We start from the raw sequence: 26040 nt of genomic DNA on the forward strand, positions 1-26040 counted from the left end.
GCGTACTGGATGTACTTGGGGCTTCGCTCGGTGCGGCGAGAGTGCGTGCCAGGCGTCGCGGGGCAGGCGGGACTTTACGGACACGGCCTAGGGCCGCGGGGCGCTCCCTCTCCCGCACCCCATGCGGCCCCGGAGCCCGGACGGCATACTGATCTTGCGCGGCGCGGGGCCGGGCGCGAGGGCCGGAGAGGGGATGACGGGACGTGACCACCGGAGGAACAGGCGGTCGGGGAACGCCCGGCGAGCCGGACGGCGTCCCCTCGGTGCCGGACGAGGTGTGGCTGCGGTTCCTCACGGACAGCGAGTCCGCCATACGCGCCTCGGCCCCCAAGGAGCCCTCCGCCACGGAGCGGGCGGGCGGACAGCAGCCCCAACTCCCCTACGCCGTCGGTGACCTGTGGCAGCCGGAGGATGCGTGGATCCGGGTGGCCTGGCGGGATCTGGACCGGCGGGCCAAGACCCGGCGGGCGGGGCGGATGGTCGCCACCGCCGCCGCCGTGGCCCTCGCCCTCGGCGCCTGGTCCCAACTGGCCGCGCGCCCGGGCACGGGCGAGCGGCCCGGGGACGGCGGCGTACGGCAGGTCGAGGGCGCGACCGTGGGACTGCCCACGGCCACGGCCCTCCCGTCCGGTTCCCCCTCCGCGGAGCACCCCCGATAGCACCCGCGGACGAGGTCCCACCCGCACGGCCGGGCATCGTCGTCTGCCACGCCCTGACGACCCCGGGCCCGTGACCCCTGCGTGCGGCCGGCGGCGAAGGGGCCGTCCGCCCGCGTCGACGCGCCGTTCCGGCGTCCGTTGATCAGCCCGCCCACCGGTCCTCGCCGGGTCTGCGCAGCACGGACAGCAGGTCGTCCTGAGCGGCCACCGCCTCCAGGGCCAGCGTGCGGTAGCCGGCCCGCCCGAAGAACACGGTGATGCGGTCCTGGTCCTCGCTGAGCACGGTGCCGTCGCCCCACTGCCCGTGCCGGACCTCGGTGCCGACCGGGTAGTGAGCGGCGGCCGGATGGACGGGCCGCTCCCCGGGTCCGTCCTCGTCGCGCTGTGCGTCGCACAGGTCGCAGTTGCCGCAGCGGCCGGGGTGGTCCTCGCCGAAGTAGCCGAGCAGGAAACGCCGCCGGCAGCCGGTGGTCTCGGCGTACGCCCGGGCCATCTCGACCCGGGTCCGCTCGGCGCGGCGATGGGCCCGGGCCGTGTCCGCGGCCTCCTCGGCGGCCCGCTCCGGGGACATGCCGGAGGCGGGGCGCACCTCGCCCTCCTCGCCGGTGGCGACGGCGTCGGCCTCCTCCAGCAGGTTCACCGCCGCGGTGACCCGGTTCCTGGACAGCCCCGTGTCCTCGCGCAGTTCGTCGAGGCCGGCCGGGTCCCGCCGGTGCTCGTGCACGGCGTGCGCCACGTCCGCCAGCGCCTCGGGCCCGGGGGCGCGCCCCGCGAAGTACGACCGCATGCCGGTGTCCTCGGAGCGGTAGTGCAGCACGGCGAGGGCGGGCCGGCCGTCCCTCCCGCAGCGGCCGATCTCCTGGTAGTAGGCGTCGAGGGAACCGGGCAGCGACGCGTGCAGGACGAACCGTACGTCCTCCTTGTCGATGCCCATGCCGAACGCCGAGGTCGCCACCACCACGTCGGCCGTGCCGGAGAGGAAGGCGTCGTGGATCCGCTCGCGTTCGGCGGCACGCAGCCCGGCGTGGTAGGCCTCGGCGGACAGTCCCAGGGCGGCCAGCTCCCGGGCGTAGTACTCGCTGTCCTTGCGGGTCCCGGCGTAGACGATGCCGGGTTTGGGTTCGGCGGCGGCCCGCTCAATGACCGCCAGGCGCCGCTCGTCCTCGCTCAGGAAACGGCGCACCCGCAGGGTGATGTTCGGCCGGTCGAAGCCGGTCACCAGCAGGCGTGGCCGGCGCATCCCGAGGCGTTCGGCGATCTCCCGGCGCACGGGCGCGGCGGCGGTGGCGGTCAGGGCCAGGACGGGCGGGCCGCCCACGCGCCGGACGGCCTGCTCCAGGCGCAGGTAGTCGGGCCGGAAGTCGTGGCCCCAGGAGGAGACGCACTGGGCCTCGTCGACGACGAAGAGGGCGGGGCGCAGCGCGGCCAGCCGCTCCACCACCTCGTCCTTGGCCAGTTGCTCGGGCGACAGGTACAGCAGCCGGGCGTCGCCGCGGCGCACCGCCTCCCACGCCTCCTCGGTCCCGGCCGCGCCGAGGTCGGAGTTGACGGCGACGGCACCGGGTGCGCGGTCGCCGTCCGGCAGGCCCGCGATCTGGTCGCGCTGGAGGGCCAGCAGCGGCGAGACGACCACCACCGGCCCGGACAGCAGCACGGCGGGCACCTGGTAGACGGCGGACTTGCCGGAGCCGGTGGGCATGACGACGAGGGTGTCCTCGCCGGCGAGCACCCATTCCATGGCGGTGAGCTGCTCCGGCAGGAGGGTGTCCCAGCCGAACACCTCGGCGGCGGTCTGCCGCAGCCGTCCGGCGCGGTCCGTGCGCGGCTCCTCGCGTCCCATGCCGGGCTCCTCGCTGTTCCGTGCGGTCGCGTCCGGATGTCGCGCCCGCGGCGCCCTCTGGGTACCCGCCGGCCCGCGGGCGTACCATCCGGCGCCGGCGTCACCCGGGGAAGACGCCGACGCGCACCCGGTCACCGCCCTCGCCGCCCTCGCCGCCCTCGCCGCCGTCACCGCCGTCACCGCCGTCGCCACCCGCGCCGCCGTCGCCGCGGAGGAAGGACGCCAGCGCGTGCCCCTCCTCCGTGACGGCGGCCCGTTCGGCCCGGGTGAGGCGGCGCAGCGGGCTGACCCGGACGGTGTCCGCCTCGACGGTCCAGGTCGCGGCGACCCGCCCGTCGACCAGCACGAAGCGGGCCCCGGTGACGGACAGGCCGCGGTGCGCGTCGTCGATGATCCGGCGGCGGTCGTGGTAGCCGAGGACGGCGTTGTCGAAGGCGGGCAGGAACCGCACCGGGGCCGGGGTGTCGGGGTCGGGGCGCGGCGCGTCCGGAAGGTCGAGCAGTTCCCGGCCGCGTTCGTCGCGGAAGCGGACCAGTTCCCCGCGCAGGGCCGAGACGGCGGCCGGGAGGCCGGTCAGCCCGCACCAGGCGCGCAGGTCGGCCGAGGCGGCGGGGCCGTACGCGGCGAGGTAGCGCCGCAGCAGCTGCCGGCCCACGGGGTCGGAGGGGTCGGGATCCGGCGGGTCGATGTCGCGTCCCAGCCAGGTGGCGGCCAGCGCGTACCGGGCGCCCGCCCTGGTGCGCCACACCCCGCGCGGCGGCAGCTGCACGGTCGGGAGCAGGCCCGCGACCAGCATCTCGCCGAGCGGCCGCGGCCCCACCGCCGGCCATCGGCCGGCGACGGCTCGGGCCAGGCCGGACATCGAGCGGGGCTCGCCGTCGGCCATGACCGCCCGGCCGGCCGCCGCGAGCGCGCCGAGGTCGACCCCGTCGAGCTCCCGGCGGTACACGCCGAGGACCTTGCCGCGCAGCATGTCGTCGTGCCGCGCGCGCCAGGCCAGGAGATCGTCGGCGGTGACGAGGTGGACGGTGCGGCGCATGAGGTGGGCCCGCACCACGTGCCGCCCGGTCAGCAGCCGCGACAGCACCGCCGGGTCGAACGCCCGCAGCCGCGACCAGAGCCCGGTGAACGGCTCCTGCGGCTCCTGCGCCTGGAGGCCGCCGAGGTGGGCGACGGCGTCGAGGACCGGCAGCCCGGCGCGGTCGAGGAGCAACTGCCGGGCGAGGGTGGCGCGGTTGAGCGCCCGGGAGTCGAGAACGGTCATCGGAACACCTGTGCCTTCGGGACGGCTGCTTTCCCGCTCACCGTGCCAGGCCTTGCGGTCAGGTGCTGACCTCGACGGGACGCCGGCGGACCGGCACCGCCTTTCCCTACGTTCCCTATCGAATTACTAGGAAAGTATTGACGGCGCCTGACGGCACTGCGCAGGATGATGCGCATGGCCTACGCATCTTTCCGGTGTCCGCGCTGTCGTTGAGCCCCGGCCCCCCACCGTGTCACCGAAGTTGAGGAGACCCCTGCCATGGGCGTTGCCCCCGCGCTGCCCGGATCCGACGCGGAGTCCGATCCGGCCGGGCCCGGTCAGGACCACTGGCTCCGGGTGGCCCGCGAGACGGCGGAGGACCTGGCGACGGACGCGGTGGCCAGGGACCAGGCGGGCAAGCCCCCGTTCGACGAGGTGGCCCGGCTGCGTGAGTCGGGGCTGCTGGCCCTTCTCGTACCGGCCGGACTCGACGGCGGCGGCGCCGGCTGGCCGACCGCGTACGCGGCGGTCCGGGAGATAGCGGCGGCCGACGGCGCGATCGGCCAACTGCTCGGCTGTCACTACTTCATGTCGTGGAGCGCCCGCTTCCTCGCCGAACCCGCGCACGCGACCGCGCTGGAGCAGCGGACCGCTGCCGAGCAGTGGTGCTGGGGCGGTGGCCTGGCGCGCCAGGAACCGGCGCCCGCCCTGGCCAGGACCCCGCAGGGCCTGGTGCTGAACGGCCGGCAGAGCTATGCGGCGGGGGTGCTGGTCGCCGACCGGCTGGCCGTGCGGGCCGTGCGGGCGGACACCGGTGAGCCGTTCGCCGTGGTGGTCGATCCGGCGGGGCCGGGCGTGGTGATCGACGGTGACGCCGATCCGTTCGGCCAGCGGCTCGCGGCCGGCGGCAGCGTGGAGTTCGACGCCGTGCCGGTCGCCACCGCCGACCTCCTGGGCTCCCTGGCGGCGGACGACGACGTGCTGTCGCCGCGGACCGGACTGCTGTCGCCGGTGGGACGGCTGCTGTCGGTGCAGATCCGGCTCGGCATGGCGGAGGGGGTGCTCGCCGAGGCACGCGAGTACAGCCGGGCCGGCCGCGCCCCCTGGCACCCGGACTGGCCGGCCGGATCGCCCCGGGACCCGCACGTGCTGACCGCCTACGGGGAGCTCACGGTGCTGACCCGCTCGGCTTCCGCTCTGGCCGGTCAGGCGGGCGACGCCGTGCAGTGCGGACTGGACCGCGGGGAGGACCTCTCCTACGAGGAGTACGCGGAGATCTCCGTCCTCGTCGCCATGGCCGAGGCCGCCGCGTCCAGGGCCGTCCAGGAGTCCACCGCCCGCGCCCTGGACATCATCGGCGCCCGCTCGGCGTCGGCGCGGCTGGGCTTCGACCGCTTCTGGCGCAACGCCCGCACCCACACGCTGTACGAGCCCGTGACGCACCGGCTGCGCGACGTCGGGGACTACTTCCTCAACGGGTCGCATCCGCCGTTCGTCCTTCCGGTCTGAAACGGCTCCGGTGAACCTCCGGGCCACCGCGCGAACGTTCTCCCGGCGTCCGGCGTCACAGCGGTAGCCGTCGTCGAAGGGACAGCCGCCATGACCGCCGGGTCTCGTACCGTCCGTGCCGCCCGTACCGTCGTCCGTACCGCCCTGGCCGCGGGCCTGCTCTGCGCGGTCGCCGCCTGCACGAGCGGCGCCCCGCACGCCCGGAGCGCGCGGGGACCGCAGGACCCCGGCCGGACGGCCTGGCAGGAGCCCGCCGCGTACTCCTACACGTTCCGGTCGAGCGGAGGTGAGCGCACCCTGCTCGGCGCCTACCGGGTGTCGGTCCGCGACGGCGCCGTGGTCGAGGCGGTCGGCCTCGACGACACCGCCCGGCGCGTGGTCGCCGGCACACCCGGGGCGGTGCCGACCCTCGGGCAGCTCCTGGCCGAGCTGGACCGGGCCCGCCGGGCCGGTGCGGCCACCGCCGAGGCCGAGCACGCGGACGACGGGCATCCGGTGCGGATCGTCCTGGACGAGGACGCCAACGCCGTCGACGACGAGGCCCGCTACGACATCAGCGGCTACGCCCCGGCCGGCCGGGGCTGATCCTCGTCACCCGGCCCGTCGGACGACAGGCCGGTCAGCTCCGCCGCCGTGCGGGCCGGCTCCAGGCGCGGGCCGATCCACTCGCACATCAGGACGGTGGCGTCGTCCTGAAGTTCACCGTCGTGGTAGTCGAGGACGGCCTGCATCAGCCGGCGCAGGGTCTCCGGGACGGGCAGGCCGTCGGCGTGGTGGCGGATGAGGAAGTCGGTGAAACGGTCCAGGCCGAACTCCCGGCCCCCGGCGCGGCGCGCCTCGGTGATGCCGTCGGTGTACAGCACGATGCGGTCGCCGGGCTGGAGGTGCTCCTGGCAGACGGTGCCCGGCAGCCCGAGTTCGGTGCCCATGGGGTGGGCCGGGCGGCACGTGAGGTGGGTGGTCCAGCGGTTGCCACGGATGACGATCGGCGGATGGTGACCGCGGTTGACCCACCGGAGGATCCCGGTGCGCGTGTCGAGGGTCGCCAGCACACCGGTGACGTAGCGCCGGTGGTCGTACTGCTCGACCAGGGCGGCTTCCACGGCGTCGGCCTTGGCGAGGAGATCGGCGCCCTGGCGGCGGGCGCTGCGGCACGCTCCCAGGGCGAGCGCCCCGGACAGCCCGGCGGCGGTGTCGTGGCCCATGGCGTCGAAGATCGTCAGGTGCACGATGTCCCCGTCGAGGGCGTACTCGAAGACGTCGCCGCTGATGTCGTAGGCCGGTTCCAGGGCCGCGGAGACGGCCACCCGCCCGTCGGCGTAGGTGCGGGGCGGCAGGAGGTTCCACTGCATCTCGGCGGCCACGCTCATCGGCCGTGCCCGCGTCAGCTTGGCCAGCGTGTCGCTGGTGCCCTGCTTGCTGACGACGATCAGGGAGACGAGCGCCGCGAGCGCCTCCATGTCGGCGCGGGCCTCGGCGTCGTCGTGCTCGGCGCTCACCCGCAGCAGGCCGATGCGTTCCGTCCCGTCCAGCAGCGGCACCCACCAGTCGAAGACGTCACCGTCCGGGGGCGCGGCGGGCAGCACGTCGCAGTACTGGAAGGCCCGCCCGGCCACGGTCCCCTCGATGGGCAGTTCCTTGTCGTGCCCGCCGTCGGCCGCCTCGTCCCCCGCGAGGAGGCACAGGGTCCGGCGCCGCAGATCGGCGAGGTAGATCAGCACCCGGCGGAACGAAGCGGCGCGGGCGCAGGCGTTCGCCTTGGCCGGGAGCAGTTCGACGGGCATGAGGTGGCTGGCCTCCAGCAGACCGGCGAGCATGCGCCGCCCGCCCTCGCCGCTCCGCGCGCCCTCGCCCCTCCCTGCCGCGGTATCACTCGGACCGCTCCGCCCGCCCTCGACGCTTCGCCGCATCACCGCTCACCTCCGTTCCGCCGCACAGGACGGCTACCCGCGAAACGGCGTGTGGCACGGACCCGGGCGCCGGGAACGAGGCTGGAAGCGCTTGGTCAGGACGGGCTTCAAGGGGCCGCCTCCGGGTACTTCCATGGTGGAACGACCCGCCGAAGGAAGAAACGGAGGCGCGAGGGCCGTGTTGCTGTCGCATTCCCTCGATCACGGAGTACTGGTCATCACGGTCCACGACGATCCCGGCATCGGCGGGCGCGCCTCGCTCCTGACGCAGATCAGCGCACTGGTGGAGGCCTACCGGCCGGCCCCCGTGGTCGTCGTCCTGGACGAGCCGGCCGCGCAGGGCGCCGCCGTCAGCGTCGTCCTGCGCGTCCACCGCCTGTGCAGCCGGCTGGGCGTGCTGATGTCGGTCGCCAGCGGCAGCGCGCCCACCCGCCGCGTGCTGGAGGCGAACGCCGACACCGACGGCACCCGGCTGGTCGTGCACGCCCGTACCGACACGGCCGTGGCCGCCGCGTACGCCGCCGCGGCATGAGCCCGCCCCTGTGGCGCTCCGTCACGGCATGGTGCTCTGGGCACTGATCAGTTCCGTGACCGCGCGGAGACCGCCCTGGGCGAGGGCGGCACGCTGCCGGTCCGCGCCGGTCCCGTCCTGCAGCAGCCGGTGCAGCAGGGACGTCACCTGGCGGGCGTCCCCGGAGGCCTCGAGAGCGGGAGCCACGTACCGCAGGAGCTCGTACAGCATGTCGCCGGCCCGCTGCGGTGTGCCGTCGGGCGCGATCAGGGTGTCCTCCAGCCCGTGCCGGGCGGCGTGCCACATGGCGGCCTGGAGCAGCTCCGGGGCGGGTTCGGGCGCGGGCACCCCGTCGGCCGCCTCGGCCAGGGCGGTCTCCACCAGGGACCGGATGACGGCGGCGAGCAGGACCGCCTCGTCCGCCCGGAGCTGGACGTCCAGGCACCGCACCTCCACCGTCGGGTAGGTGGCCGACAGGCGGGCCTGCCAGTACAGCTGACCGGCGTCGGAGATCAGACCGGCCTGCTGCAGGCGGGCCACGCGCCGGTCGTAGTCCTCGGCGTCACGGAAGTACGGCGGGATGCCGCTGACCGGCCAGCGGCTGAAGATCACGGTGCGCCAGCTGGCGAACCCGGTGTCGTGCCCGTCCCACAGCGGGGAGTTCGCCGCCATGGCCGTCAGCGCCGGCAGCCAGGGCCGGATCCGGTTCAGGACCTGCACCCCCGCCTCCCGGTCGGGCACGGCGACGTGCACGTGCGTGCCGTTGACGAGCTGTTCCGCCACCAGTTGCGGCGCCTGCGTCACCATGGCGCGGTAGCGGGCCTGGTCCGTCACGGCGACGGGCCGGCCGTGGCGCACCGGCGGGGTGCCGCAGACCGCGATCCGGCAGCCGTGCTCCTCGGCGGCCACGCCGACGGCGTGCCGCAGGCGCAGCAGATGTCCTCCGGCCTCCTCCAGCGTCGCGCACACCGGTGTGGCCACCTCGACCTGGGCCTGGAGCAGCTCGTACTGCACCTCCTGGTCCGTCACGAGACGCCCCAGTCCCGCCGCGGCGCGCACCTTGTCCGCGTGCGGCACCGGCAGGCCCGTGACCGGGTCGACCAGCAGGTACTCCTCTTCCACGCCGATCGTCGTCATCGATCACCCTCTGTTCCGCCCGGCCGGCCGGGCCGGGCCACCCCGCCGGCGTACCGAGTGCCGCGGCCCATACCGAGCAAACCACGACAGGGCCGACATCGCCCCCAGGGGTGGTGAAAGGAGGCCGTTCGGCCCAACGGGCCGCGACACCGGGTGATCGTCCGGACCGGCAGGGCTAGGTTCCTGCGGGCTGGGCACTCCCCCCTGCGCCCGTCACCGAAACCGCTGCTGCCGATCGAGGATCTGATGGCGACACACACCGAACCCGTTGCGCCGGTACCCGCGGCGGAACGCCGCGGCAGGGGCCAGGTGATCGTCTCCTGGATGACGACCACCGACCACAAGAAGATCGGGCACCTGTACCTGATCACGTCGTTCCTGTTCTTCCTGATCGCAGGGGCGCTGGCCATGGCGATCAGGGCGGAGCTGGCGCGGCCGGGGCTGCAGATCCTCTCCAACGAGCAGTACAACCAGGCGTTCACGATGCACGGCACGATCATGCTGCTGCTGTTCGCGACGCCCACCTTCGCCGGCTTCGCCAACGCGGTCATGCCGCTGCAGATCGGCTCCCCCGACGTGGCGTTCCCCCGGCTGAACATGCTCTCGTACTGGCTGTTCCTGTTCGGCGGCCTGATCGTGCTCGGCAGTTTCCTCACCCCCCAGGGCGCCGCCGACTTCGGCTGGACCGCGTACACGCCGCTCAGCGGCGGGGAGCGCACCGCCTACGTCGGCGGGGACCTGTGGATCATGGGGCTGGCGCTGTCCGGCTTCGGCACCATCCTCGGCTCGGTCAACTTCATCACCACCATCATCTGCATGCGCGCCCCGGGCATGACGATGTTCCGGATGCCGATCTTCACCTGGAACGTGCTGCTCACCTCGGTGCTGGTGCTGCTGGCCTTCCCGGTCCTGGCCGCCGCGCTGCTGGTGCTGGAGGCGGACCGGCGGTTCGGCGCCCAGGTGTTCAACCCCGAGAACGGCGGCGCGGTCCTGTGGCAGCACCTGTTCTGGTTCTTCGGCCATCCCGAGGTCTACATCCTGGCGCTGCCGTTCTTCGGCGTGATCAGCGAGATCATCCCCGTCTTCGCGCGCAAGCCGATCTTCGGCTACACCGGTCTGATCGGCGCCACCATCGCCATCGCCGGGCTGTCGGTGACGGTGTGGGCGCACCACATGTTCGCCACGGGCGCGGTGCTGCTGCCGTTCTTCTCCTTCATGACGTATCTGATCGCGGTCCCGACGGGTGTGAAGTTCTTCAACTGGATCGGCACCATGTGGAAGGGCTCGCTGTCGTTCGAGCCACCCATGCTGTGGGCGGCCGGCTTCCTGGTCACCTTCCTCTTCGGCGGCCTGACCGGGGTCATCCTGGGTTCTCCGCCGCTCGACTGGCACGTCACCGACAGCTATTTCGTGGTCGCCCACTTCCACTACGTGCTCTTCGGCACCATCGTCTTCGCGATGTTCGGCGGATTCAGCTTCTGGTGGCCGAAGATGACCGGCACCATGCTGAACGAGCGCCTGGAGAAGGTGCACTTCTGGACGCTGTTCGTCGGCTTCCACACCACGTTCCTGGTGCAGCACTGGCTGGGCGCCGAGGGCATGCCCCGCCGTTACGCGGACTATCTCGCCGCCGACGGCTTCACCGCCCTCAACACCGTCTCCTCGATCGGCGCGTTCCTCCTCGGCCTGTCGACGCTGCCCTTCCTGTACAACGTGTGGCGCACCGCGCAGAAGGGCGAGCGGGTGGAGGTCGACGACCCCTGGGGCTACGGGCGTTCCCTGGAGTGGGCCACCTCCTGCCCGCCGCCGCGCCACAACTTCCTGACCATGCCCAAGGTCCGCTCCGAGTCCCCCGCGTTCGACCTGCGCCATCCGGACGTGGCCAGCCTGGACCAGGCGGAGAACACCGGGCGCCGGGACGTGTTCGAGGCCGAGGGCCACAAGGGCGACCGGCCGTGACCCGCGGCGGCCACGACGCGCTGGACGGGGAGCGGCCCGGCGTGCTGGCCGCGGAGGCCGAGGGCTATCTGCTCGCGCACGCCCATCACGAGCAGATCCGCCGCGAGGCCGAGGAGCTGTGCGGCCGGCTGCCGTGGCTGACCGGCGCTCAGGCGGAGGAACTCACCGGCCACTACGTCCGGCTGCGGCTCGACGTCAGCCGTCAGCTGCTGCTGGGCACGGTCCGCCGGGCCGAGGAGCTGCGCACGGAGTACGAGGACCGTTACGCCGCTCTCCGGCGCGTCCTGCTGCGCCGTCACGCGGCGGCCGCCTGCGCGGTCCTCGCGTGCGGTGCCTGGGTGAGTTCCCTGGCCGGGGTGCTCGCCCGCTGACCGGCCCTGCCGGACGGTGGTGCACAGTGGAGTGGGGTTCGGGCGGCGAAGGGGCGGTGTGATCGTGAGTCGGATCCTGGTGACCGGTTCCGCGGACGGGCTGGGGCGGGCGGCGGCACAGACGCTGCTGACGGCCGGACACGACGTGGTGGTGCACGCCCGGAACGAGGAGCGCGCGAGGGCACTCGCCCCGCTCGTCGAGCGGGGGGCGCAGCTCGTCGTCGGCGACTTCACCGACCGGGACGCCGTGCGGCGGATCGCGGGCGAGCTCGTCGAGGCGCCGCCGCTGGACGCGGTCGTGCACAACGCCGGGGTGTGGCGGGGGCCGGCCGTCATGCCGGTGAACGTCGTCGCCCCGTACCTGCTGACGGCGCTGCTGCGCGGGGTGGGCCGGCTGGTGTACCTGAGCAGCGGCTCGCACTTCGGCGGGCGTCCCGTCCTGGACGGGGTGGACTGGCGGGGCGGCAGCGCCGGTTCGTACGCCGACAGCAAGCTGTTCGTCACGACGCTCGCGGCCGCCGTGGCCCGGTTGCGTCCCGGCGTGCCGAGCAACGCGGTGGATCCCGGGTGGGTGCCGACGAAGATGGGCGGGCCGGGCGCACCGGACGACCTCGAACTCGGCCACCGCACCCAGGAGTGGCTGGCCACGAGCGACGAGCCCGAGGCCCTGACGACCGGCGGCTACTGGTACCACGGCGAGCGGCGGGAGCCGCACGCCGCGGTCCACGACCAGGCCTTCCAGGACCGGCTGGTGCGGACGCTGGCGGAGGAGACGGGCACCGCGCTCTGACGCCGGCGCCAGGCCCCGGCGGGTCCCGGGAACGCCGGAGCCGGCTGCCGGGCCGTCAGGGCGGCGCCCGGTGTCCCGGTCGCGCCCGGGATCCCGTCGGAGTGAACTCACCCTGGGAACGCCCGCGTCGGCCCCGCAACCGGATTTGGCCGTGCGGCGCGGAACGGAGGACGCGGCGACGAGGCCGCTCCGTCAGGTGCCGTGCCCGTCCGTGAGGAGCAGACGGGCCGTCTCCCCCGCTTGTACGCCGATCGCCCGGTCGGGCAGTTCGATGTCGATCGGTGGCAGATCGGAAGGGGGTACGGAGATCTCCAGCTGCCCGCTGGTGAGGCGCAGCCGGATGCCCCAGTGGCCCTGGTAGGCGAGGGAGAACCCGTACGAGGACAGCTCCGGCAGGGGTACCGGGTCCAGCCACAGGGCGCCGGCGCGGGTCTCCAGGCCCGTCAGTCCCCGCTGGACCAGGTCGAGGGTGCCGGCCACGGCGCCCAGGTGGATGCCCTCGCCGGTGGTGCCGCCCTGGAGCTCGGCGATGTCACCGCGCAGCGCCTCCTGGCAGAACGTCCACGCCTCGGCCCGCCGGCACCGGGCCAGGACCCAGCCGTGGACCAGGCCGGAGAGGGTGGAGCCGTGGCTGGTGCGGGCCAGGTAGTGGTCGACGGTTCGCCGCCAGGTCTCCTCCTCCAGCCGGTATCCCAAGTGCCGGAACAGCCCCTGCAGTTCGGCCGGTGAGAACAGGTGGCCGAGCATCAGCACGTCGGCCTGTTTGGACGCCTTGTAGCGGTTGGCGGAGTCGCCCTCGGCCTCCAGGATCCGGTCCAGGCGGCGGATGTCGCCGTAGCGCTCGCGGTAGTCGTCCCAGTCGAGTTCCGCGAGGTCGCCGTAGCCCTCGAACTGGCTGATGACCCCGTCGTGGAAGGGCACGTGCAGGGTGCGGGAGACGTCCTCCCAGCGCTCGGGTTCGCCGGCGTCCAGGGCGATGCGCTCGACGAGTTCACGGCGGCGGGGTTCGGGCAGGGTGCGCAGCACGTCCAGGGCGCGGGTGAGCACCCAGGCCGCCGTGACGTTGGTGTAGGCGTTGTCGTCCAGGCCGGGCCGTTCGGCGCCCGGGTAGGCCTCGTGGTACTTGTCCGGACCGACGACCCCGCGGATGCGGTGCCGTCCCAGGGCCGCGTCCCAGGTCGCCGAGTCGGCCCAGAAGCGCGCGATCTGCAGCAGCATCTCCGCGCCCTTGGTGTGCAGGAACTCGGCGTCGCCGCCGGCCTCGCAGTACTGCCAGACGTTGTACGCGATCGCCGAGCCGACGTGGTGCTGCAGGTGGGTGTGGTCGGGCAGCCAGCGGCCCGAGCGGGGGTTGAGATGCAGCTGCTGGGTCTCCTCGCGTCCGTCGCTGCCGCTCTGCCAGGGATACAGCGCGCCGCGCCGGCCGACGGCCCGCGCCGCCGCGCAGGCCCGTTCCAGACGCCGGTGGCGGTAGTGGAGCAGGGCGCGGGACACCTCCGGGAAGTGCAGGTTGAGGTAGGGCAGGACGAACAGCTCGTCCCAGAAGACGTGCCCCCGGTAGGCCTCGCCGTGCAGTCCGCGGGCCGGTACCCCCACGTCCAGCTCCGCGGTGTGCGGGGAGAGCGTCTGCAGCACGTGGAAGAGGTGCAGGCGCAGGATGCGGCCGGGCTCCCCCGGCACGTCGAGCTCGGCGCGCCGCCACAACTGGGCCCAGGCGGTGCGGTGGGAGGCGAGCAGCCGGCCGAACTCCTCCGCCGCGCCCACCCGTTCGACGGCGGCCTGCAGCGGGTCGCTGATCGCCGGGTCGTGCGAGGTGTGCAGGGCGACGGTCTTGTCGACGGTGACGGTGCGGCCCGGGGCCAGGGGCAGGGTGAGGCGCTGGACGGCCCGTGCGGGTTCGGGCGGGGCCGTGACGGGCTCGGTGGCGGTCAGCCGGGCGGCCATGCCGACCCGGATGCCGGAGGTGCGGGTCCGGCAGCGCAGCCACACGGTGTCCGGCCCGGCGGTCCCGGTCTGCGCGTGGGTCAGGTGACGGCCGTCCAGGTCGCGGTAGCGCGGCACTCCGGCGTTGGTGACCGTCCCGTCGAGCGCGGCTTCCACCTCCAGCGCGCCGGTGAGGCCCTCTGCGGTGAACTCGGTGCGCAGCGCCGCGAGATGCGGGTCGGCCATGTGCACCAGCCGCCGCTGCCGCACGGCGAGGACGCGTCCGGCGCCGAGGGCGTAGCGGGTGCGGCGCTCCAGCAGTCCCTCGTCGAGGTGGAGGGTCATCCGGTGGTCCAGCACGGTCGCCGTGTCCGGGGAGAGCCACCGGCCGCCCGGGAGCCGGAAGCGCAGGGGCAGCCAGTTGGGCAGGTTGACCAGGTCCTCGTTCTCGACGCGGCGTCCCGCGACCTCGGAGACCAGCCGGTTGTAGCAGCCGGCCGCGTAGGTGCCCGGGTAGTGCACGTCGTCGGCCGCGCACTCGGGCAGGGCGCCGCGGGTGGCGAAGCGGCCGTTGCCCAGGGTGCACAGCGACTCCCGCAGCCGCTCCTCGGCGGGGAGGTATCCCTCGTACTGCCAGATGCGGTCCGTCACGGGCCGGGTCCTCCTAGACGCGCTGGGGAACGACGGCGACCGGGCACCCGGCGTGGTGCAGCAGGGTGTGGGCCGCCCGGCCGAGCTGGAGCCCGCAGTGGCCCTGCCGGCGCCGGGCTCCGACGATCACCAGGCGGGCCACGGCCGAACGGTGCACGAGCACCGTGCCGGCCGGGCCCTCCACCGTCGTGCGGTGCGTCCGGGCGCCCGGGTGCTCGGCCGTGAGGTCCCTCAGCAGCGCGTCGAGTTCGGCGCGGGCCCGCAGCTCGTGGTCGCGCCCGGGCGCCTCGGCGAGCGTGTCCGCGCCGGCGGCCTCGCGTGCGGGGCAGCGCCAGGCCCGGACGGCGTCCAGGAGGCAGCCGTGGTCCTCGGCCTCGCGGAAGGCGAAGCGCGCCGCTTCCGCGCCGGTGGCGGGGTCCCCGGCGCCGAGCAGGACCCGGTCGTGGGGGCCGGCCGGCGCGGCGCCGCCGCGCACCACGATCACCGGGCAGTGCGCGCGCGCCGCGACGGCCAGCGCCACGGAACCGAGCAGGAGCGGCCCGAGACCGCCGCGGCCGCGGGATCCGGTGATCAGGGCGGTGGCGTTGTTGCCCTCGTGCAGGAGGGCGTCCGCCGCGTCGGCGAGGAGCACGCCGGTGGTCACCGGCACACCCGGGTGGCGCCGTGCGGCGCGCTCCGCCGCGCAGGCGACGATGTGGTCGGCCATGGCCCGGCCCGGGGGGCGGGGCGGGCCGGCGGACGGGGCGAGGGTCTCGTAGCGCTCCCAGAGGGAGCCGTGCACGAGCCGCAGCGGCAGACCGTGCAGGGCGGCCTCGTCCGCCGCCCAGTCGACCGCCGGCATGCTGCCGTCCGAGCCGTCGACGCCCACGACCAGGGGCAGTTCCGTCGTCACCGTTCCCACCGCCTCGTGCTCGGGCCGTACCGGGTCCGTGTCCCCCCTCCGCGCTCCGGCAGCTGCTTCCACGGTCGCACCCCGGGCTGGAGCGCGCAGTGCACCGTAGGGGCCTCGGCCACAGCAGCCACGGCGGTTCCGGTCAGCCGGTCATACGTCTCCTCCACTGCGGCCCGACCCGGGCCCACTCCGCGTCCCACCGCTCCAGCCGCAGCCGGTCGAGGCGCCGGCGCGCGAGCCGTCCGCAGGCCCAGACGGCCGCGGCGGCACCGGCTCCGGCGAGGACGCCGGTGCCCACCGCCTGGAACTGCGCCTCCGTCGCGGAGAGGGGCGCCTCGACCAGCGCGCCGGCGCGGTCGGTCCACACCGTCACCCGCGTTCCCGCCACGGCGGCCGGCTCGGCCTCGGCCCGTCCCGTGCGTCCAGTGCCGTCCGGTGCCGTCCAGCGCACCGTGGCCCACACGGTGTCGCCGCCCGAGCCGTCCGACGTCGCGGGCGGGGTTCTCGGTGCCCGCTCGGTCAGCACGGCGGACACGGGACGCGCCTGCGCGCGCTCGGCGGCGAGCGCGTCGCGGACGGCCCCGGCCGCCACGGGGGCGGCGAGCGCCCCGCACAGCACGGCGAGGCACCAACTGAGGAGCACGATCCAGGCCTCGACGCGGTCGCTGCGCCGGCGGAGCGGATTGCTCCGCCATCGCCACCACCGCACCCGGGCCGCGTTCCTGCGTGGCGTCTGCGTCATCACGCCTCCCCCCTCACGGGAGTGCTTCCAGTCTGCGCCGCCCGGGCCGGATGGACCTCCTGTGCGGGGCGGAGGGCGCGGAGGGGGCGCGGGGCGATAGGGAGGTCGCGGGGCGACTCGCGCCAGAGACGGGTCGATGCGGGACGGACGCGGGGCAGCCCGGCCAGGGGGCGGACGCGGGGCAACCCGGCCACGGGACGGACGCGGGGCAACCCGGCCAAGAGGCGGACGCGGAGCAACCCGGCCAACAGGCGGACGCGGAGCAACCCGGCCAGGGGGCGGACGCGGGGCACGCCCGTCGTTCAGGGCGGTCGTCGCGAGCGGTGTCGGCGGTCCGGTCAGACCGTGATCCGGCGCCCGGTGACGGCGACGGGCTCGATGCGCAGCCAGAGGTCGCGCGGGCCGCCCGCCCAGGGCGTGGTGTAGGCCTGCTCGTCGAGCCGGGACGCCTCGTCCGGGTCGGTCACGGCCCGCGCGGGGCCGCGCACCAGCACGCTCCAGCCCTCGCTGAACGCCTCGTCGATGCGGTCGACCTCGAAGGCGACCTGGTGACCGTCCGCCTCGGCGGGCGTGGCGCCGGGCTGGGTGCGGAAGACGATCGCGCCGTCCGCGACCTGGTAGTTGACCGGCACGACGAGCGGCCCGGCGTCCGCCGGTACGGCGAGCCGCCCCACTCCGTGCGTGGCGAGCAGGGCGCGGCACTCCGCCTCGGTCAGTTCCGTGAACCGGGGGGTCCGGGCGGCGCGGCCGAGTCCGGGCGGCAGCTCGGTGTCGCCCCCGGTCAGATGCCAAACGGTGGTCCGCAGCGCGCCGGCCAGCCGGAGCAGGGTGCCGGCGCCCGGGTCGGCGGTCGGCCGCTCCTCCAGGTACTGGAGATAGGCCGGTGCCATGCCGGCGCGCGTGGCCGTCTCCTGGCGGGACAGGCCGAGTTCCGTGCGCCGCTGGGTGATCCGCCGCCCGAGATCGCCTCGGGTGCGGCCTCCCGCAGCATGGGACGAGGCCCCTTCGGTCATGGCAGTCACCTCTTTTTCGTCGGGCCGCCTGAGCGCACCGGTGTGGGCGTTCCGCCCGGTGTCGCCGCGGTTCGGTTCCAGCTTCGCGCGGATCGGCGCTCCGCGCTTGCCCCGGAGGACTCCGTTCCGGCCGGACGCCGACAGGCCCTAGCGTGGGGCGGGAGCCGTGCCCGTGCGCAGGAGGTCGTCGACGCCGCGCAGGAAGGTCTCGGAGATCAGCGCGGGGTCGAAGAGGCAGCCGGCCGCCATGGCGCCGTCCCGGAGCATGACGAAGTGGCGGCCCGCCGCGTCGGGGGGCGCGCAGCCGGCCTGCGCCAGCAGGTCCGTGGCCGTTTCCAGGAACCACTGCCGGTGGGCCAGCACGGCCTGGTGGACCGGGTGCGCGGGGTCGGGGTACTCGGCCGCCGCGTTCAGGAAGGCGCACCCGCGGAAACCCGGGGAGCGGATGCCGTCGGTGATGAACCGGCCGACGGCGCGGACCGTGTCGGCCGCCGGCAGGCCTTGCCCCCGGATGGCCGCCACCTGCCCCTGGATGCCCTCGTCGGCCTGGCGGAGGTAGGCCAGGATCAGCTCCTCCTTGCCCTTGAAGTGCCGGTACAGCGTGGCGCGGGTGACCTGGGCCTCGGCGATGATCCGGTCCACGCCGACGGAGTGGATCCCCTCGGCGTAGAAGATCCGGGTCGCCGTGCCGAGCAGCCGCGACCGCGCCTCGGAGGTGCTCCCGCCTTCTGTGCGCGCGCTCATGGACGTCACCGTACCAGCCGGTGAGGGAGAACGTTCGGTCTTGACAGCACGCCGCCCGGCCGCCTTTGATGCAGGAAGACCGAACGTTCTCCCTCATCCCCGCCTTCTTCCGAGAAAGGGGCCCTCCATGTGCGGCTCCGTCGTCACTCCCGTCACCGTTCCCGGGACGGACTCCCTCGCGGCACTGCGCCGCCTGTATCTGCTGCGGTTCGCCTTCGCCGCCGTCTGGGCCGTCCTGCTGTTCGGCTCCGCGCGCTCCCTGGGCCCCCTCAGCGCGACACTGCTGGTGATCTACCCCTTGTTCGACGTGGCCTGCGCGGTCGCCGACCTGAGGTCGGCCAGGCCGGGCGGGGGGCCGGTGCGCGGACTCCAGGCGAACATCGTGCTGAGCTCCCTCACCACCGCGGCGCTGCTGACCGCCTGCTTCTCCGGCATCCCCGCCGTGCTGCGCGTCTGGGGCGCCTGGGCGATCACCGCGGGGCTCGTCCAGCTGATCGTCGGTGTGCTGCGGCGCGGCATGGGCGGGCAGTGGCCGATGATCGCCAGCGGCGCCATCTCCACGCTCGCCGGCGGGTCCTTCGTCGCACAGGCCGCGCAGGAGGACGCCTCCCTCACCGCCCTGGCCGGCTACGCCTTCCTCGGCGGGGTCTTCTTCCTCGCCTCCGCGCTCCGCCTGCTGCGCCTGGGCCGGGCCGACGGGGCCGCGGGCGGCACGGTCTGAGCACGTGACTGCCTGGCCACCCTCCGGCCCTCTGGTCCTGTCCCTGGGCCGGCCGGGGGCGGGCCGGGCGTCACGCAGGTCCGGGCCGCAGCGCCCGCACACCGGTGTCCTGAAGCGCCCCGGCACCCGGCCACCGGCCGCCCCGGGGCGGCCGGTAAAATGGGCGCGCTGCCGCCGCGCCGGAACCCCAGCGGGGCCCGGGCCGGGTGGCAGCACGGCGGTGGGGCCCGCCGTACCCGACCGCGGTCGTGCCGGCCGCCAACGGTCCCTACCTGACCCCTCCGCGTGCCCGCACGCGGTCCGAGCCGATCAGGTAGGAGCCTGAACGCCGTGCAGCCCGACCGCCCCGAAGCCGCCGGACGTCCCGGCCGCCCCGAAACCGCCCGACGTCCCGGCCGCCGAGCTGTCGCCGCCGGCCGGCAGGCCGGGGTGCTCGCCGCCGTCATGGCCGGCGGCGTGATCGGCGCCTGCGCCCGCTACGGCGCCACCCTGCTGTGGCCGGCCGTCCCGGGGACCTTCCCCTGGACGACCTTCTGGATCAACGTCACCGGCAGCGCCGCCATGGGTGTGCTGATGGTGCTGATCACCGAGCGCACCACCGCCCACCCCCTCGTGCGGCCCTTCCTCGGCACGGGCGTCCTCGGCGGCTACACGACGTTCTCCACCTACGCCGTCGACGCCCGCGGTCTCTTCGCCGGCCACCGGCCCGGAACCGCCCTGCTCTACCTCGCCGCCACCCTCGCGGCCGCCCTGTTCGCCGTGTGGGCCGGGGCCGCGCTCACCCGGTTGCTCGCCCTGCCGCGGCCGGCGCGGACGGGGGGCCGGGCGTGAACTGGCTGATGGTCGTCCTCGGTGCCCTGGTCGGCGCGCCCCTGCGCTATCTGACCGACCGGGCCGTCCGGGCCCGGCACGACGGGCTGTTCCCCTGGGGGACGTTGGTGGTCAACCTGTCCGCCTGTGCCGTGCTCGGCTTTCTCACCGGTGCCGCGACCGCCACCACCGTGCCGCCCGCCCTGTACCACCTGGTCGGGCCCGGGCTGTGCGCGACGCTGAGCACCTACTCCACGTTCTCCTTCGAGACCGTCGCCCTGGCCGAGAGGGGCGCGGGGCGGATCGCCGCGGCCAACGTGCTCGTCAGCGTCGTCGCCGGACTGGCCGCCGCGTTCCTCGGCGGAGCCGCGGCCCGAGCCCTGCTCGGGTAGGCGGCCCCCGGCTCGTGGCGGCGTACGGTTCCGCCATACGGAGTCGTGACGTACGGGCCTGACCCCGGGCTCGGGGGCGGTGCGTGCCTAGCGTGACCGTATGCGTGTACTGGTCACCGGCGGTGCCGGGTTCATCGGGTCCCATGTGGTCGGCGCCCTGCGGCAGCGGGGGCACGAGGCGGTCGTGTTCGACGTGCGGCAGGATCCCGCCTGCGACGTGCGGGATCCGCGGGCGGTGCGCGGCGCCCTGGCCGAGGTGGACGCCGTGTGCCATCAGGCCGCGATGGTCGGGCTCGGGGACGGGGTCGCCGACGCGGCCGCGTACGTCTCGCGCAACGACCTGGGAACGGCCGTGCTGCTCGCCGCCATGGCGGAGGCCGGCGTCGGGCGTCTGCTGCCGGCCGGGTCGATGGTCGTCTACGGGGAGGGCCGGTACGTGTGCCCGCGCCACGGGGCGGTACGGCCGGGGCCGCGGGGCGTCGCCGACCTGGAGGCGGGGCGGTTCGAGCCCTCCTGCCCGGAGTGCGGGCGGGACCTACCCCCCGGTCCGGTCGGCGAGGACGCCCCGGCCGACCCGCGCAACGTGTACGCGGCGACCAAGCTCGCCCAGGAGCACCTGGCCGCGGCCTGGGCCCGCTGCACAGGAGGCTCGGCGTGTCGCTGCGCTACCACAACGTGTACGGGCCGGGGATGCCCCGCGACACCCCGTACGCGGGTGTCGCCTCCTTCTTCCGCTCGGCGCTCGCCCGGGACGAGGCACCGCGCGTCTTCGAGGACGGGCGCCAGCGGCGGGACTTCGCGCACGTCCGGGACGTGGCGGCGGCCAGCGCGGTGGCGCTGGAGGCCCCGTCCGCGCCGGGGCTGCTCACCGCGTACAACACCGGCAGCGGCGAACCGCACACCGTCGGCGAGCTGGCCCGGGCCCTGGCCGCCGCGTGCGGTGGCCCCGAGCCGTCCGTCACTGGCGAGTTCCGGCTCGGCGACGTACGGCACATCACCGCCGACTCCTCCCGGCTGCGGCGCGAGCTGGGATGGCGGCCGGAGGTCGACTTCGCCACGGGCATGGCGGAGTTCGCGCGGGCCGGGATGCGCGGGGCGTAGCGGCCGGGCGGGGCGGGGGCGGGCGGGGGCCGCGACTCGAAGGCGCACCGGCACTTCGCACCGCACGGCGTGCACCCGGGCAACGGCACGGCGTGCACCCGGGCAACGGCGCGGCGGGCACCCGGGCGGCGGCGCGGCGTGCCGTGGCGCGGCGGGGTGCCGGCGCCGGGAGTCGTCGGGCGGCCTTCTCCGCCACGGCCCGGGTCAGGAGGTGGCGGTGGGCAGCAGTACCTCGAAGCGGCAGCCGCCGGGGATGTTGCGTACGGTGGCCCGGCCCTGGTGGGCCTCCACGATCCCGCGCACGATGGCGAGGCCGAGGCCCGCGCCCGCCGGGGGCGTACGGGCGTGGGTGCCGCGCCAGCCGGTGTCGAAGACGCGCGGCAGATCCTCCTCGGGGATGCCGCCGCAGCCGTCCGACACCGACACCACGACGCCGTCGGCGGACCGCTCGGCGGCGATCGCGACCGTGCCGTCGGCCGGGGTCCGGCGGATGGCGTTGACCAGCAGGTTGCCCAGGACGCGGCTCATCTCCCTGCCGTCCACCTCCACCGGCACCGGCTCGATCCGGCCCCCCACCAGGCGCACCCCGTGCTCCCGGGCGAGCGGGTCGGCTCCCGCCAGCGCGTCGCCGACCAGGTCGTACAGCGACATCCGGGTGGACGCCAGCGGCAGCGTGCCGGCGTGGATGCGGGAGAGCTCGAAGAGGTCGCCGACCATGCCGTCGAGCCGTTCGACCTCGGTGCGCATCTGCCGCAGATAGCGGTCGGGGTCGGCGGCGACGCCGTCCTCCAGGGCCTCGGCCATGGCCCGCAGCCCGGCCAGCGGGGTGCGCAGGTCGTGCGAGATCCAGGCGACGAGTTCGCGCCGGGAGGTCTCCAGGGCCCGCTCCCGCTGCCGGGACTCGGCCAGGCGGGCGCTGGTGGCGGCCAGTTCGCGGCTCAGGGACTCCAGTTCGGCGGTCGTCGGCCCGTCGGGTGCGGTGAAGTCCCCGCCGTCGCCGAAGGAGCGCGCGGCCACGGCCAGCGCGCGGCTGCGGGCGACGACCCAGCGGCCCAGCAGCAGCGCGGTGGCCAGGGAGACGGCGGCCGCCATGGCGACCACGGTCGTCACGACGCTCAGGTCGTGCGGGGACAGGAACATCGCCCAGGCGACGGCGAGCGTGCCGGCGAGCATCGCGACGACCCCGACCGCCGCGACCACGGTGAGCGAGGCGGTCAGCGACCGGTGCCGGATCAGGCGCAGCAGCCCCGCGCCGGCCAGCCCGGTGACGGCGGCCCCGGCGAAGGCGTACAGGGCGATCAGCAGGGTGTCGTTCACGACCCGTCCTCCGCGCCGGACGGGTCGAAGCGGTAGCCCACGCCCCACACGGTCCGGATCAGACGGGGCCGGGCGGGGTCGTCCTCGACCTTGCCGCGCAGACGGCGCACGTGGACCGTGACGGTCGACAGGTCGCCGAAGTCCCAGCCCCACACCTCGCGCATCAGGTCCTCACGCCCGAACGCCCGCCCCGGATGACGCAGGAAGAAGGACAGCAGATCGAACTCCCGGAGCGTCAGCGCCAGTTCGCCACCGTTCTTGGTGGCGCGGCGGGCCGTCGGGTCGACGGTCAGACCATCCGCCGTGAGCGGCTGCGCCGGGGCGGCGGGCCTGCTGCGGCGCAGCACGGACTCCACGCGCAGGACGAGTTCGCGCGGGCTGAAGGGCTTGGTGACGTAGTCGTCGGCGCCGACCTCCAGGCCCAGGATGCGGTGGTCCTCGTCGCCGCGCGCGGTGAGCATGATGACCGGCACGGGACCCTGCCCGCGGATGCGCCGGCACACCTCCAGGCCGTCCATGCCCGGCAGCATGAGGTCGAGCACGACCAGGTCGGGCCGGTGCGCGGCGGCACGGGCGAGGGCGGTCGGACCGTCTTCGGCGCGGTCGACCACGTAGCCGGCGCGGTCCAGGTATCCGGCGACGACCTCGGCGACGGTCGGATCGTCGTCCACGACGAGGATCCGCGAGGACCCCTCGCCCGCCCCTGCGGGCTCGTACGGCTGCTGCATGCCCCCAGCCTGGCACCGCGCCGCCGCCGGCGGGGCACCGGGCGGCGCCCGGGCCTTCGACGTCCGGGTTTCGTAAGGAGCGGTCGTCCGTTGTGCCCGTTTCGCGTTCGTAGGGTGAAACCGTGACGACGACACCTTCGGACGTCGACGTGGTGCTGCCCTGCCTGAACGAGGCCGAGGCCCTGCCCTGGGTGCTCGGCCGGATCCCGGAGGGCTGGCGCGCACTCGTCGTCGACAACGGTTCCACCGACGGCTCGGCCCAGGTCGCCCGCGCGCTCGGGGCGACGGTCGTGGCCGAGCCCCGGCGCGGCTTCGGCGCCGCCTGCTCGCGGCTGTGGCGGCGTGGGCGGTGGCGCTGCTGGCGCTGGCGGTCACCGGGCGCTCCCCGGGGTGGGCGGGGGCGTCCGGGGTGCTGTTCGGGCTGACCTGCTACCTGTCGTACGGCCTCACGCTCGTCGCGTTGATCGCGGCCGCGGTGCTGCTGCTCGGGCGGCCGGGGATCCGGGAGCGTCCGGTGCTGCTGCCGCTGATCGCCGGAGTGGCGGTGGTGCCCGCGGCGTTCACCGTCGCCGGGTTCGACTGGTGGGAGGCCTACCGGCTGCTGGTCACGCGCTACCACCAGGGCGCGGGCGGCGTCCGCCCGTACGGCTACTGGGTGTGGGCGAACCTGGCCTGCACGGTGCTCGTCACCGGCCCGGCCACCGTGGCGGGCCTGCGGCGCACGGCCGCCGTGCTGTTCCGGCGGCGGCCCCGGGGTGCGCTGCCCGGCCGGGCCGGCGGTGCGGCGGCACGCCTCGCCGTCCTGGTGTCGGCCGCCTTCGCCGCCCTGCTGGTGGCGGACCTGTCCGACATGAGCACGGCGGAGACGGAACGCATCTGGCTGCCCTTCGTGCTGTGGCTGGTCCCGGCCTGCGCGCTCCTGCCCCGTCCCCGCGCCTGGCTCGTGGCGCAGGCCCTGCTCGCGCTGCTCCTGGAGCATCTGCTGCGCACCGGGTGGTGAGGGCGCGACGGTGGTTCTGGGAGCGGCCCGTTCACCGCTCCGGCCGCTCGGTATGCCGCTTCTCGAACCAGTGGTGGGCGTAGGGCTCGTCGTTGAAGGCGGGGACCTCGGTGTAGCCGCTGTCGCGGTAGAGGCGCGTGGCCGCTTCCAGGGCCTTGTTGGTGTCGAGCCGTACCAGCTCGCTGCCGTGCCGGGCGGCGCGTTCCTCCAGTTCGGCCAGCAGGCGGCGGGCGAGGCCGAGGCCCCGTGTGTCGGGGCGGACCCACACCCGTTTGATCTCGGCCGGGGCGCCGGCCGGCAGCTTCAGGCCGGCGCACCCCACCGGCTCGCCGTGCAGCCGGGCGACGAGGAACAGGCCGTGGGGCGGCCGCAGTTCGCCCGGGTCGGGCAGCAGGCTCCGGGCAGGGTCGAAACCTCCGTCGAAGAGCCGCGCCAGCTCGGCGGCGTAGGCGCGCAGGCAGTGCGCGGCGTCCGGGTGGCCGGGGTCGAGGACCTCCAGGGAGACGACCGCTGCGGTCAGCAGCCGCTCGACCGTGGCCATGGCGGAGGCCAGCCGGTCCCGCTGCCGGGCGTCGAGCGGGGCGAGCAGCGAGGCGGCGAGTGCGTCGCTGCGCGCGTCGAGGAGGGCGCGCTCCGCGCGTCCGGCGCCGGTGAGCCGCACGGTGCGCACCCGCCGGTCGCGCGGGTGCGGCTCGACGACGACGAGACCGTCGCGTTCGAGGGCCCGCAGCAGGCGGCTCACGTAACCGGAGTCGAGGCCGAGCCGGTCGCGGAGGCCGCGGACGTCGTGGGTGCGCCCGTCGCCGATCTGCCAGAGCAGCCGGGCCTGCCCGTAGGGGCGCGCGGCGCCCAGGTAGTGCTCGTGCAGCACGCCCACCCGCTCGGCGACCGTGCGGTTGAACCGCCGTACCTGTGCCACGTGCTCCGCCGTCATCGTCTGACCTCAGTCAGACGATGACGGCCGCGGCAACGCGGTGCCGGGGGACGCCTCCGGGCATGCGTGCAAGGATGAGTCGAGGCACACCTGCTCTCACCAGGAGGTACCCGTGAAGATGCTGATCAACGTCCCGGAGACCGTGGTCGCGGACGCGCTGCGCGGCCTGGCGGCGGCGCACCCGGACCTGACCGTGGACGTGGAGAACCGGGTGATCGTGCGACGGGACGCTCCTGTCCCCGGGAAAGTGGGGCTGGTCTCGGGCGGAGGGTCGGGGCACGAGCCGCTGCACGGCGGATTCGTCGGTCCCGGCATGCTGTCCGCGGCCTGCCCGGGTGAGGTGTTCACGTCTCCCGTGCCCGACCAGATGCTGCGCGCGGCGGCCGCCGTGGACAGCGGGGCCGGGGTGCTGTTCATCGTGAAGAACTACACCGGTGACGTCCTCAACTTCGACATGGCCGCCGAGCTGGCCGAGGACGAGGGCATCCAGGTCGCCAAGGTCCTGGTCAACGATGACGTGGCGGTGACCGACAGTCTCTACACGGCGGGCCGGCGCGGCACCGGCGCGACGCTCTTCGTGGAGAAGATCGCGGGCGCCGCCGCCGAGGAGGGCATGCCGCTGGAGCGGGTGGAGGCCATCGCCCGGCAGGTCAACGAGAACTCCCGCAGCTTCGGTGTCGCGCTGAGCGCCTGCAGCACCCCGGCCAAGGGCAGCCCGACCTTCGATCTGCCGCCGGGTGAGCTGGAGTTGGGCATCGGCATCCACGGCGAGCCCGGCCGGGAGCGGCGGGCGATGATGACCGCGGGCGAGATCGCCGAGGCCGCCGTCGAGGCCGTGGTGGAGGACTTGCGGCCGCGCAACCCCGTGCTGGTGCTCGTCAACGGCATGGGCGCGACGCCCCTGCTGGAGCTGTACGGGTTCAACGCCGAGGTGCACCGGGTGCTCGCGGAGCGCGGCATCGCCGTGGCCCGCGTCCTGGTCGGCAACTACGTCACCTCCCTCGACATGGCGGGCGCCTCGCTCACCCTGTGCCAGGTCGACGAGGAGCTGCTGCGGCTGTGGGACGCGCCGGTGAAGACGCCGGGCCTGCGCTGGGGCGTGTGACGGACCGGGGATGGCGGACCACGTACCTACCAGGCAAG

At 74.9% G+C, this 26040-nt stretch carries 23 protein-coding genes and 3 pseudogenes; 14 read left to right on the forward strand and 12 right to left on the reverse strand.

From position 1 onward, the window contains the following. The first annotated feature begins 203 nt into the window (after positions 1 to 203). Complete coding sequence (locus ACIGAN_RS28815) at positions 204 to 659, forward strand: hypothetical protein (protein ID WP_399861962.1); 456 nt, start codon at positions 204 to 206, stop codon at positions 657 to 659. 142 nt (positions 660 to 801) lie between these two features. On the opposite strand, the gene ACIGAN_RS28820 is transcribed toward ACIGAN_RS28815, so the two are convergent. Continuing rightward, positions 802 to 2499, reverse strand: coding sequence for a RecQ family ATP-dependent DNA helicase (locus ACIGAN_RS28820; protein WP_399861964.1), 1698 nt, complete (start codon positions 2497 to 2499; stop codon positions 802 to 804). Between the two features lie 100 nt (positions 2500 to 2599). Next, positions 2600 to 3763, reverse strand: coding sequence for a winged helix DNA-binding domain-containing protein (locus ACIGAN_RS28825; protein ID WP_399861966.1), 1164 nt, complete (start codon positions 3761 to 3763; stop codon positions 2600 to 2602). A gap of 258 nt (positions 3764 to 4021) precedes the next feature. On the opposite strand from ACIGAN_RS28825, the gene ACIGAN_RS28830 reads away from it, so the two are divergent. Both ACIGAN_RS28830 and ACIGAN_RS28835 read left to right on the forward strand, forming a co-directional pair. Next, entirely contained in the window at positions 4022 to 5251 is a 1230-nt protein-coding gene (locus ACIGAN_RS28830; protein ID WP_399861968.1) for an acyl-CoA dehydrogenase family protein, read from the forward strand. Between the two features lie 90 nt (positions 5252 to 5341). Further along, positions 5342 to 5836 carry a DUF6174 domain-containing protein gene (locus tag ACIGAN_RS28835; RefSeq protein WP_399861970.1) on the forward strand — a complete coding sequence of 165 codons (495 nt, stop codon included), beginning with the start codon at positions 5342 to 5344 and terminating at the stop codon, positions 5834 to 5836. On the opposite strand, the gene ACIGAN_RS28840 is transcribed toward ACIGAN_RS28835, so the two are convergent. Next, entirely contained in the window at positions 5812 to 7068 is a 1257-nt protein-coding gene (locus ACIGAN_RS28840) for a PP2C family protein-serine/threonine phosphatase (RefSeq protein WP_399861972.1), read from the reverse strand. The genes ACIGAN_RS28835 and ACIGAN_RS28840 overlap by 25 nt on opposite strands. A gap of 274 nt (positions 7069 to 7342) precedes the next feature. Here ACIGAN_RS28840 and ACIGAN_RS28845 point away from each other — a divergent pair, with 274 nt between their 5' ends. Continuing rightward, on the forward strand, positions 7343 to 7693 hold the full coding sequence (locus tag ACIGAN_RS28845; protein WP_365099029.1) for a hypothetical protein: 351 nt from the start codon (positions 7343 to 7345) through the stop codon (positions 7691 to 7693). 21 nt (positions 7694 to 7714) lie between these two features. Here the strand turns inward: ACIGAN_RS28845 and ACIGAN_RS28850 are convergent, their stop codons facing one another. After that, positions 7715 to 8809, reverse strand: coding sequence for a carboxylate-amine ligase (locus tag ACIGAN_RS28850; protein ID WP_365744540.1), 1095 nt, complete (start codon positions 8807 to 8809; stop codon positions 7715 to 7717). A 324-nt stretch (positions 8810 to 9133) separates the two neighbouring features. On the opposite strand from ACIGAN_RS28850, the gene ctaD reads away from it, so the two are divergent. From ctaD to ACIGAN_RS28865, 3 genes are all read left to right on the forward strand, one after another. Then, positions 9134 to 10768, forward strand: a complete 1635-nt coding sequence (gene ctaD, locus ACIGAN_RS28855; protein WP_399861974.1) for an aa3-type cytochrome oxidase subunit I — start codon at positions 9134 to 9136, stop codon at positions 10766 to 10768. Next, positions 10765 to 11139, forward strand: a complete 375-nt coding sequence (locus ACIGAN_RS28860; protein WP_399861976.1) for a hypothetical protein — start codon at positions 10765 to 10767, stop codon at positions 11137 to 11139. Before ctaD ends, ACIGAN_RS28860 begins: the two co-directional genes overlap by 4 nt. A 64-nt stretch (positions 11140 to 11203) precedes the next feature. Continuing rightward, positions 11204 to 11929 (forward strand): SDR family NAD(P)-dependent oxidoreductase, encoded by a 726-nt coding sequence (locus tag ACIGAN_RS28865; RefSeq protein ID WP_399861978.1) that lies wholly within the window; start codon positions 11204 to 11206, stop codon positions 11927 to 11929. A 192-nt stretch (positions 11930 to 12121) separates the two neighbouring features. On the opposite strand, the gene ACIGAN_RS28870 is transcribed toward ACIGAN_RS28865, so the two are convergent. The 5 genes from ACIGAN_RS28870 to ACIGAN_RS28890 all read right to left on the reverse strand — a co-directional run bounded on the left by ACIGAN_RS28870 (position 12122) and on the right by ACIGAN_RS28890 (position 17894). Further along, positions 12122 to 14503 (reverse strand): glycoside hydrolase family 65 protein, encoded by a 2382-nt coding sequence (locus ACIGAN_RS28870; RefSeq protein WP_399861980.1) that lies wholly within the window; start codon positions 14501 to 14503, stop codon positions 12122 to 12124. A gap of 13 nt (positions 14504 to 14516) precedes the next feature. Then, positions 14517 to 15395: a universal stress protein gene (locus ACIGAN_RS28875; protein ID WP_399861982.1), complete on the reverse strand. Its 879-nt coding sequence runs from the start codon at positions 15393 to 15395 to the stop codon at positions 14517 to 14519. A 142-nt stretch (positions 15396 to 15537) separates the two neighbouring features. Continuing rightward, positions 15538 to 16137, reverse strand: coding sequence for an Rv1733c family protein (locus tag ACIGAN_RS28880; protein WP_399861984.1), 600 nt, complete (start codon positions 16135 to 16137; stop codon positions 15538 to 15540). A gap of 338 nt (positions 16138 to 16475) precedes the next feature. Then, positions 16476 to 17150 carry a helix-turn-helix domain-containing protein gene (locus tag ACIGAN_RS28885; RefSeq protein WP_365744549.1) on the reverse strand — a complete coding sequence of 225 codons (675 nt, stop codon included), beginning with the start codon at positions 17148 to 17150 and terminating at the stop codon, positions 16476 to 16478. A 147-nt stretch (positions 17151 to 17297) separates the two neighbouring features. Next, positions 17298 to 17894, reverse strand: coding sequence for a TetR/AcrR family transcriptional regulator (locus ACIGAN_RS28890; RefSeq protein WP_399861986.1), 597 nt, complete (start codon positions 17892 to 17894; stop codon positions 17298 to 17300). A 127-nt stretch (positions 17895 to 18021) separates the two neighbouring features. Here ACIGAN_RS28890 and ACIGAN_RS28895 point away from each other — a divergent pair, with 127 nt between their 5' ends. From ACIGAN_RS28895 to ACIGAN_RS28910, 4 genes and pseudogenes are all read left to right on the forward strand, one after another. Then, positions 18022 to 18615, forward strand: a complete 594-nt coding sequence (locus ACIGAN_RS28895) for a hypothetical protein (RefSeq protein WP_399861988.1) — start codon at positions 18022 to 18024, stop codon at positions 18613 to 18615. Between the two features lie 330 nt (positions 18616 to 18945). Next, positions 18946 to 19446 carry a fluoride efflux transporter FluC gene (locus ACIGAN_RS28900; protein WP_399861990.1) on the forward strand — a complete coding sequence of 167 codons (501 nt, stop codon included), beginning with the start codon at positions 18946 to 18948 and terminating at the stop codon, positions 19444 to 19446. Further along, positions 19443 to 19817 carry a fluoride efflux transporter FluC gene (locus tag ACIGAN_RS28905; protein WP_399861992.1) on the forward strand — a complete coding sequence of 125 codons (375 nt, stop codon included), beginning with the start codon at positions 19443 to 19445 and terminating at the stop codon, positions 19815 to 19817. Before ACIGAN_RS28900 ends, ACIGAN_RS28905 begins: the two co-directional genes overlap by 4 nt. Positions 19818 to 19917: 100 nt before the next feature. Further along, positions 19918 to 20918: pseudogene (locus ACIGAN_RS28910) on the forward strand (NAD-dependent epimerase/dehydratase family protein). Between the two features lie 204 nt (positions 20919 to 21122). Here ACIGAN_RS28910 and ACIGAN_RS28915 read toward each other — a convergent pair. Beyond that, the gene (locus tag ACIGAN_RS28915; RefSeq protein WP_399861994.1) at positions 21123 to 22235 is read right to left on the reverse strand and encodes a sensor histidine kinase; all 1113 of its coding nucleotides are present in this window, start codon (positions 22233 to 22235) and stop codon (positions 21123 to 21125) included. Then, complete coding sequence (locus ACIGAN_RS28920) at positions 22232 to 22963, reverse strand: response regulator transcription factor (RefSeq protein ID WP_399861996.1); 732 nt, start codon at positions 22961 to 22963, stop codon at positions 22232 to 22234. Before ACIGAN_RS28920 ends, ACIGAN_RS28915 begins: the two co-directional genes overlap by 4 nt. Before the next feature lie 122 nt (positions 22964 to 23085). Here ACIGAN_RS28920 and ACIGAN_RS28925 point away from each other — a divergent pair. Together ACIGAN_RS28925 and ACIGAN_RS28930 are read left to right on the forward strand one after the other, a co-directional pair. Next, positions 23086 to 23289: pseudogene (locus tag ACIGAN_RS28925) on the forward strand (glycosyltransferase); the annotation flags it as partial. A 2-nt stretch (positions 23290 to 23291) separates the two neighbouring features. Beyond that, a pseudogene (locus tag ACIGAN_RS28930) lies at positions 23292 to 23963 on the forward strand (hypothetical protein); the annotation flags it as partial. A gap of 31 nt (positions 23964 to 23994) precedes the next feature. Here the strand turns inward: ACIGAN_RS28930 and ACIGAN_RS28935 are convergent. After that, the gene (locus ACIGAN_RS28935; RefSeq protein ID WP_399861998.1) at positions 23995 to 24897 is read right to left on the reverse strand and encodes a bifunctional helix-turn-helix transcriptional regulator/GNAT family N-acetyltransferase; all 903 of its coding nucleotides are present in this window, start codon (positions 24895 to 24897) and stop codon (positions 23995 to 23997) included. Between the two features lie 112 nt (positions 24898 to 25009). Between ACIGAN_RS28935 and dhaK the strand changes: the two genes are divergently transcribed. Further along, entirely contained in the window at positions 25010 to 26002 is a 993-nt protein-coding gene (gene dhaK / locus ACIGAN_RS28940) for a dihydroxyacetone kinase subunit DhaK (protein ID WP_365098342.1), read from the forward strand. The last annotated feature ends 38 nt before the right edge of the window (positions 26003 to 26040 follow it).

It is taken from the genome of Streptomyces sp. NPDC085931, from assembly GCF_044540565.1.
Lineage (GTDB): Bacteria > Actinomycetota > Actinomycetes > Streptomycetales > Streptomycetaceae > Streptomyces.

Excerpts from the sequence above, each read along its gene's own strand:
- ACIGAN_RS28935 (WP_399861998.1), bottom strand. The coding sequence starts at position 24,897 with ATGACGGCGGAGCACGTGGCACAGGTACGGCGGTTCAACCGCACGGTC.
- ACIGAN_RS28895 (WP_399861988.1), top strand. The coding sequence starts at position 18,022 with ATGTGCGGCTCCGTCGTCACTCCCGTCACCGTTCCCGGGACGGACTCC.
- ACIGAN_RS28880 (WP_399861984.1), bottom strand. The coding sequence starts at position 16,137 with ATGACGCAGACGCCACGCAGGAACGCGGCCCGGGTGCGGTGGTGGCGA.
- ACIGAN_RS28920 (WP_399861996.1), bottom strand. The coding sequence starts at position 22,963 with ATGCAGCAGCCGTACGAGCCCGCAGGGGCGGGCGAGGGGTCCTCGCGG.
- ACIGAN_RS28850 (WP_365744540.1), bottom strand. The coding sequence starts at position 8,809 with ATGACGACGATCGGCGTGGAAGAGGAGTACCTGCTGGTCGACCCGGTC.
- ACIGAN_RS28825 (WP_399861966.1), bottom strand. The coding sequence starts at position 3,763 with ATGACCGTTCTCGACTCCCGGGCGCTCAACCGCGCCACCCTCGCCCGG.
- ACIGAN_RS28840 (WP_399861972.1), bottom strand. The coding sequence starts at position 7,068 with ATGCTCGCCGGTCTGCTGGAGGCCAGCCACCTCATGCCCGTCGAACTG.
- ctaD (WP_399861974.1), top strand. The coding sequence starts at position 9,134 with ATGACGACCACCGACCACAAGAAGATCGGGCACCTGTACCTGATCACG.
- ACIGAN_RS28885 (WP_365744549.1), bottom strand. The coding sequence starts at position 17,150 with ATGACCGAAGGGGCCTCGTCCCATGCTGCGGGAGGCCGCACCCGAGGC.
- ACIGAN_RS28820 (WP_399861964.1), bottom strand. The coding sequence starts at position 2,499 with ATGGGACGCGAGGAGCCGCGCACGGACCGCGCCGGACGGCTGCGGCAG.
- ACIGAN_RS28890 (WP_399861986.1), bottom strand. The coding sequence starts at position 17,894 with ATGAGCGCGCGCACAGAAGGCGGGAGCACCTCCGAGGCGCGGTCGCGG.
- ACIGAN_RS28835 (WP_399861970.1), top strand. The coding sequence starts at position 5,342 with ATGACCGCCGGGTCTCGTACCGTCCGTGCCGCCCGTACCGTCGTCCGT.
- ACIGAN_RS28830 (WP_399861968.1), top strand. The coding sequence starts at position 4,022 with ATGGGCGTTGCCCCCGCGCTGCCCGGATCCGACGCGGAGTCCGATCCG.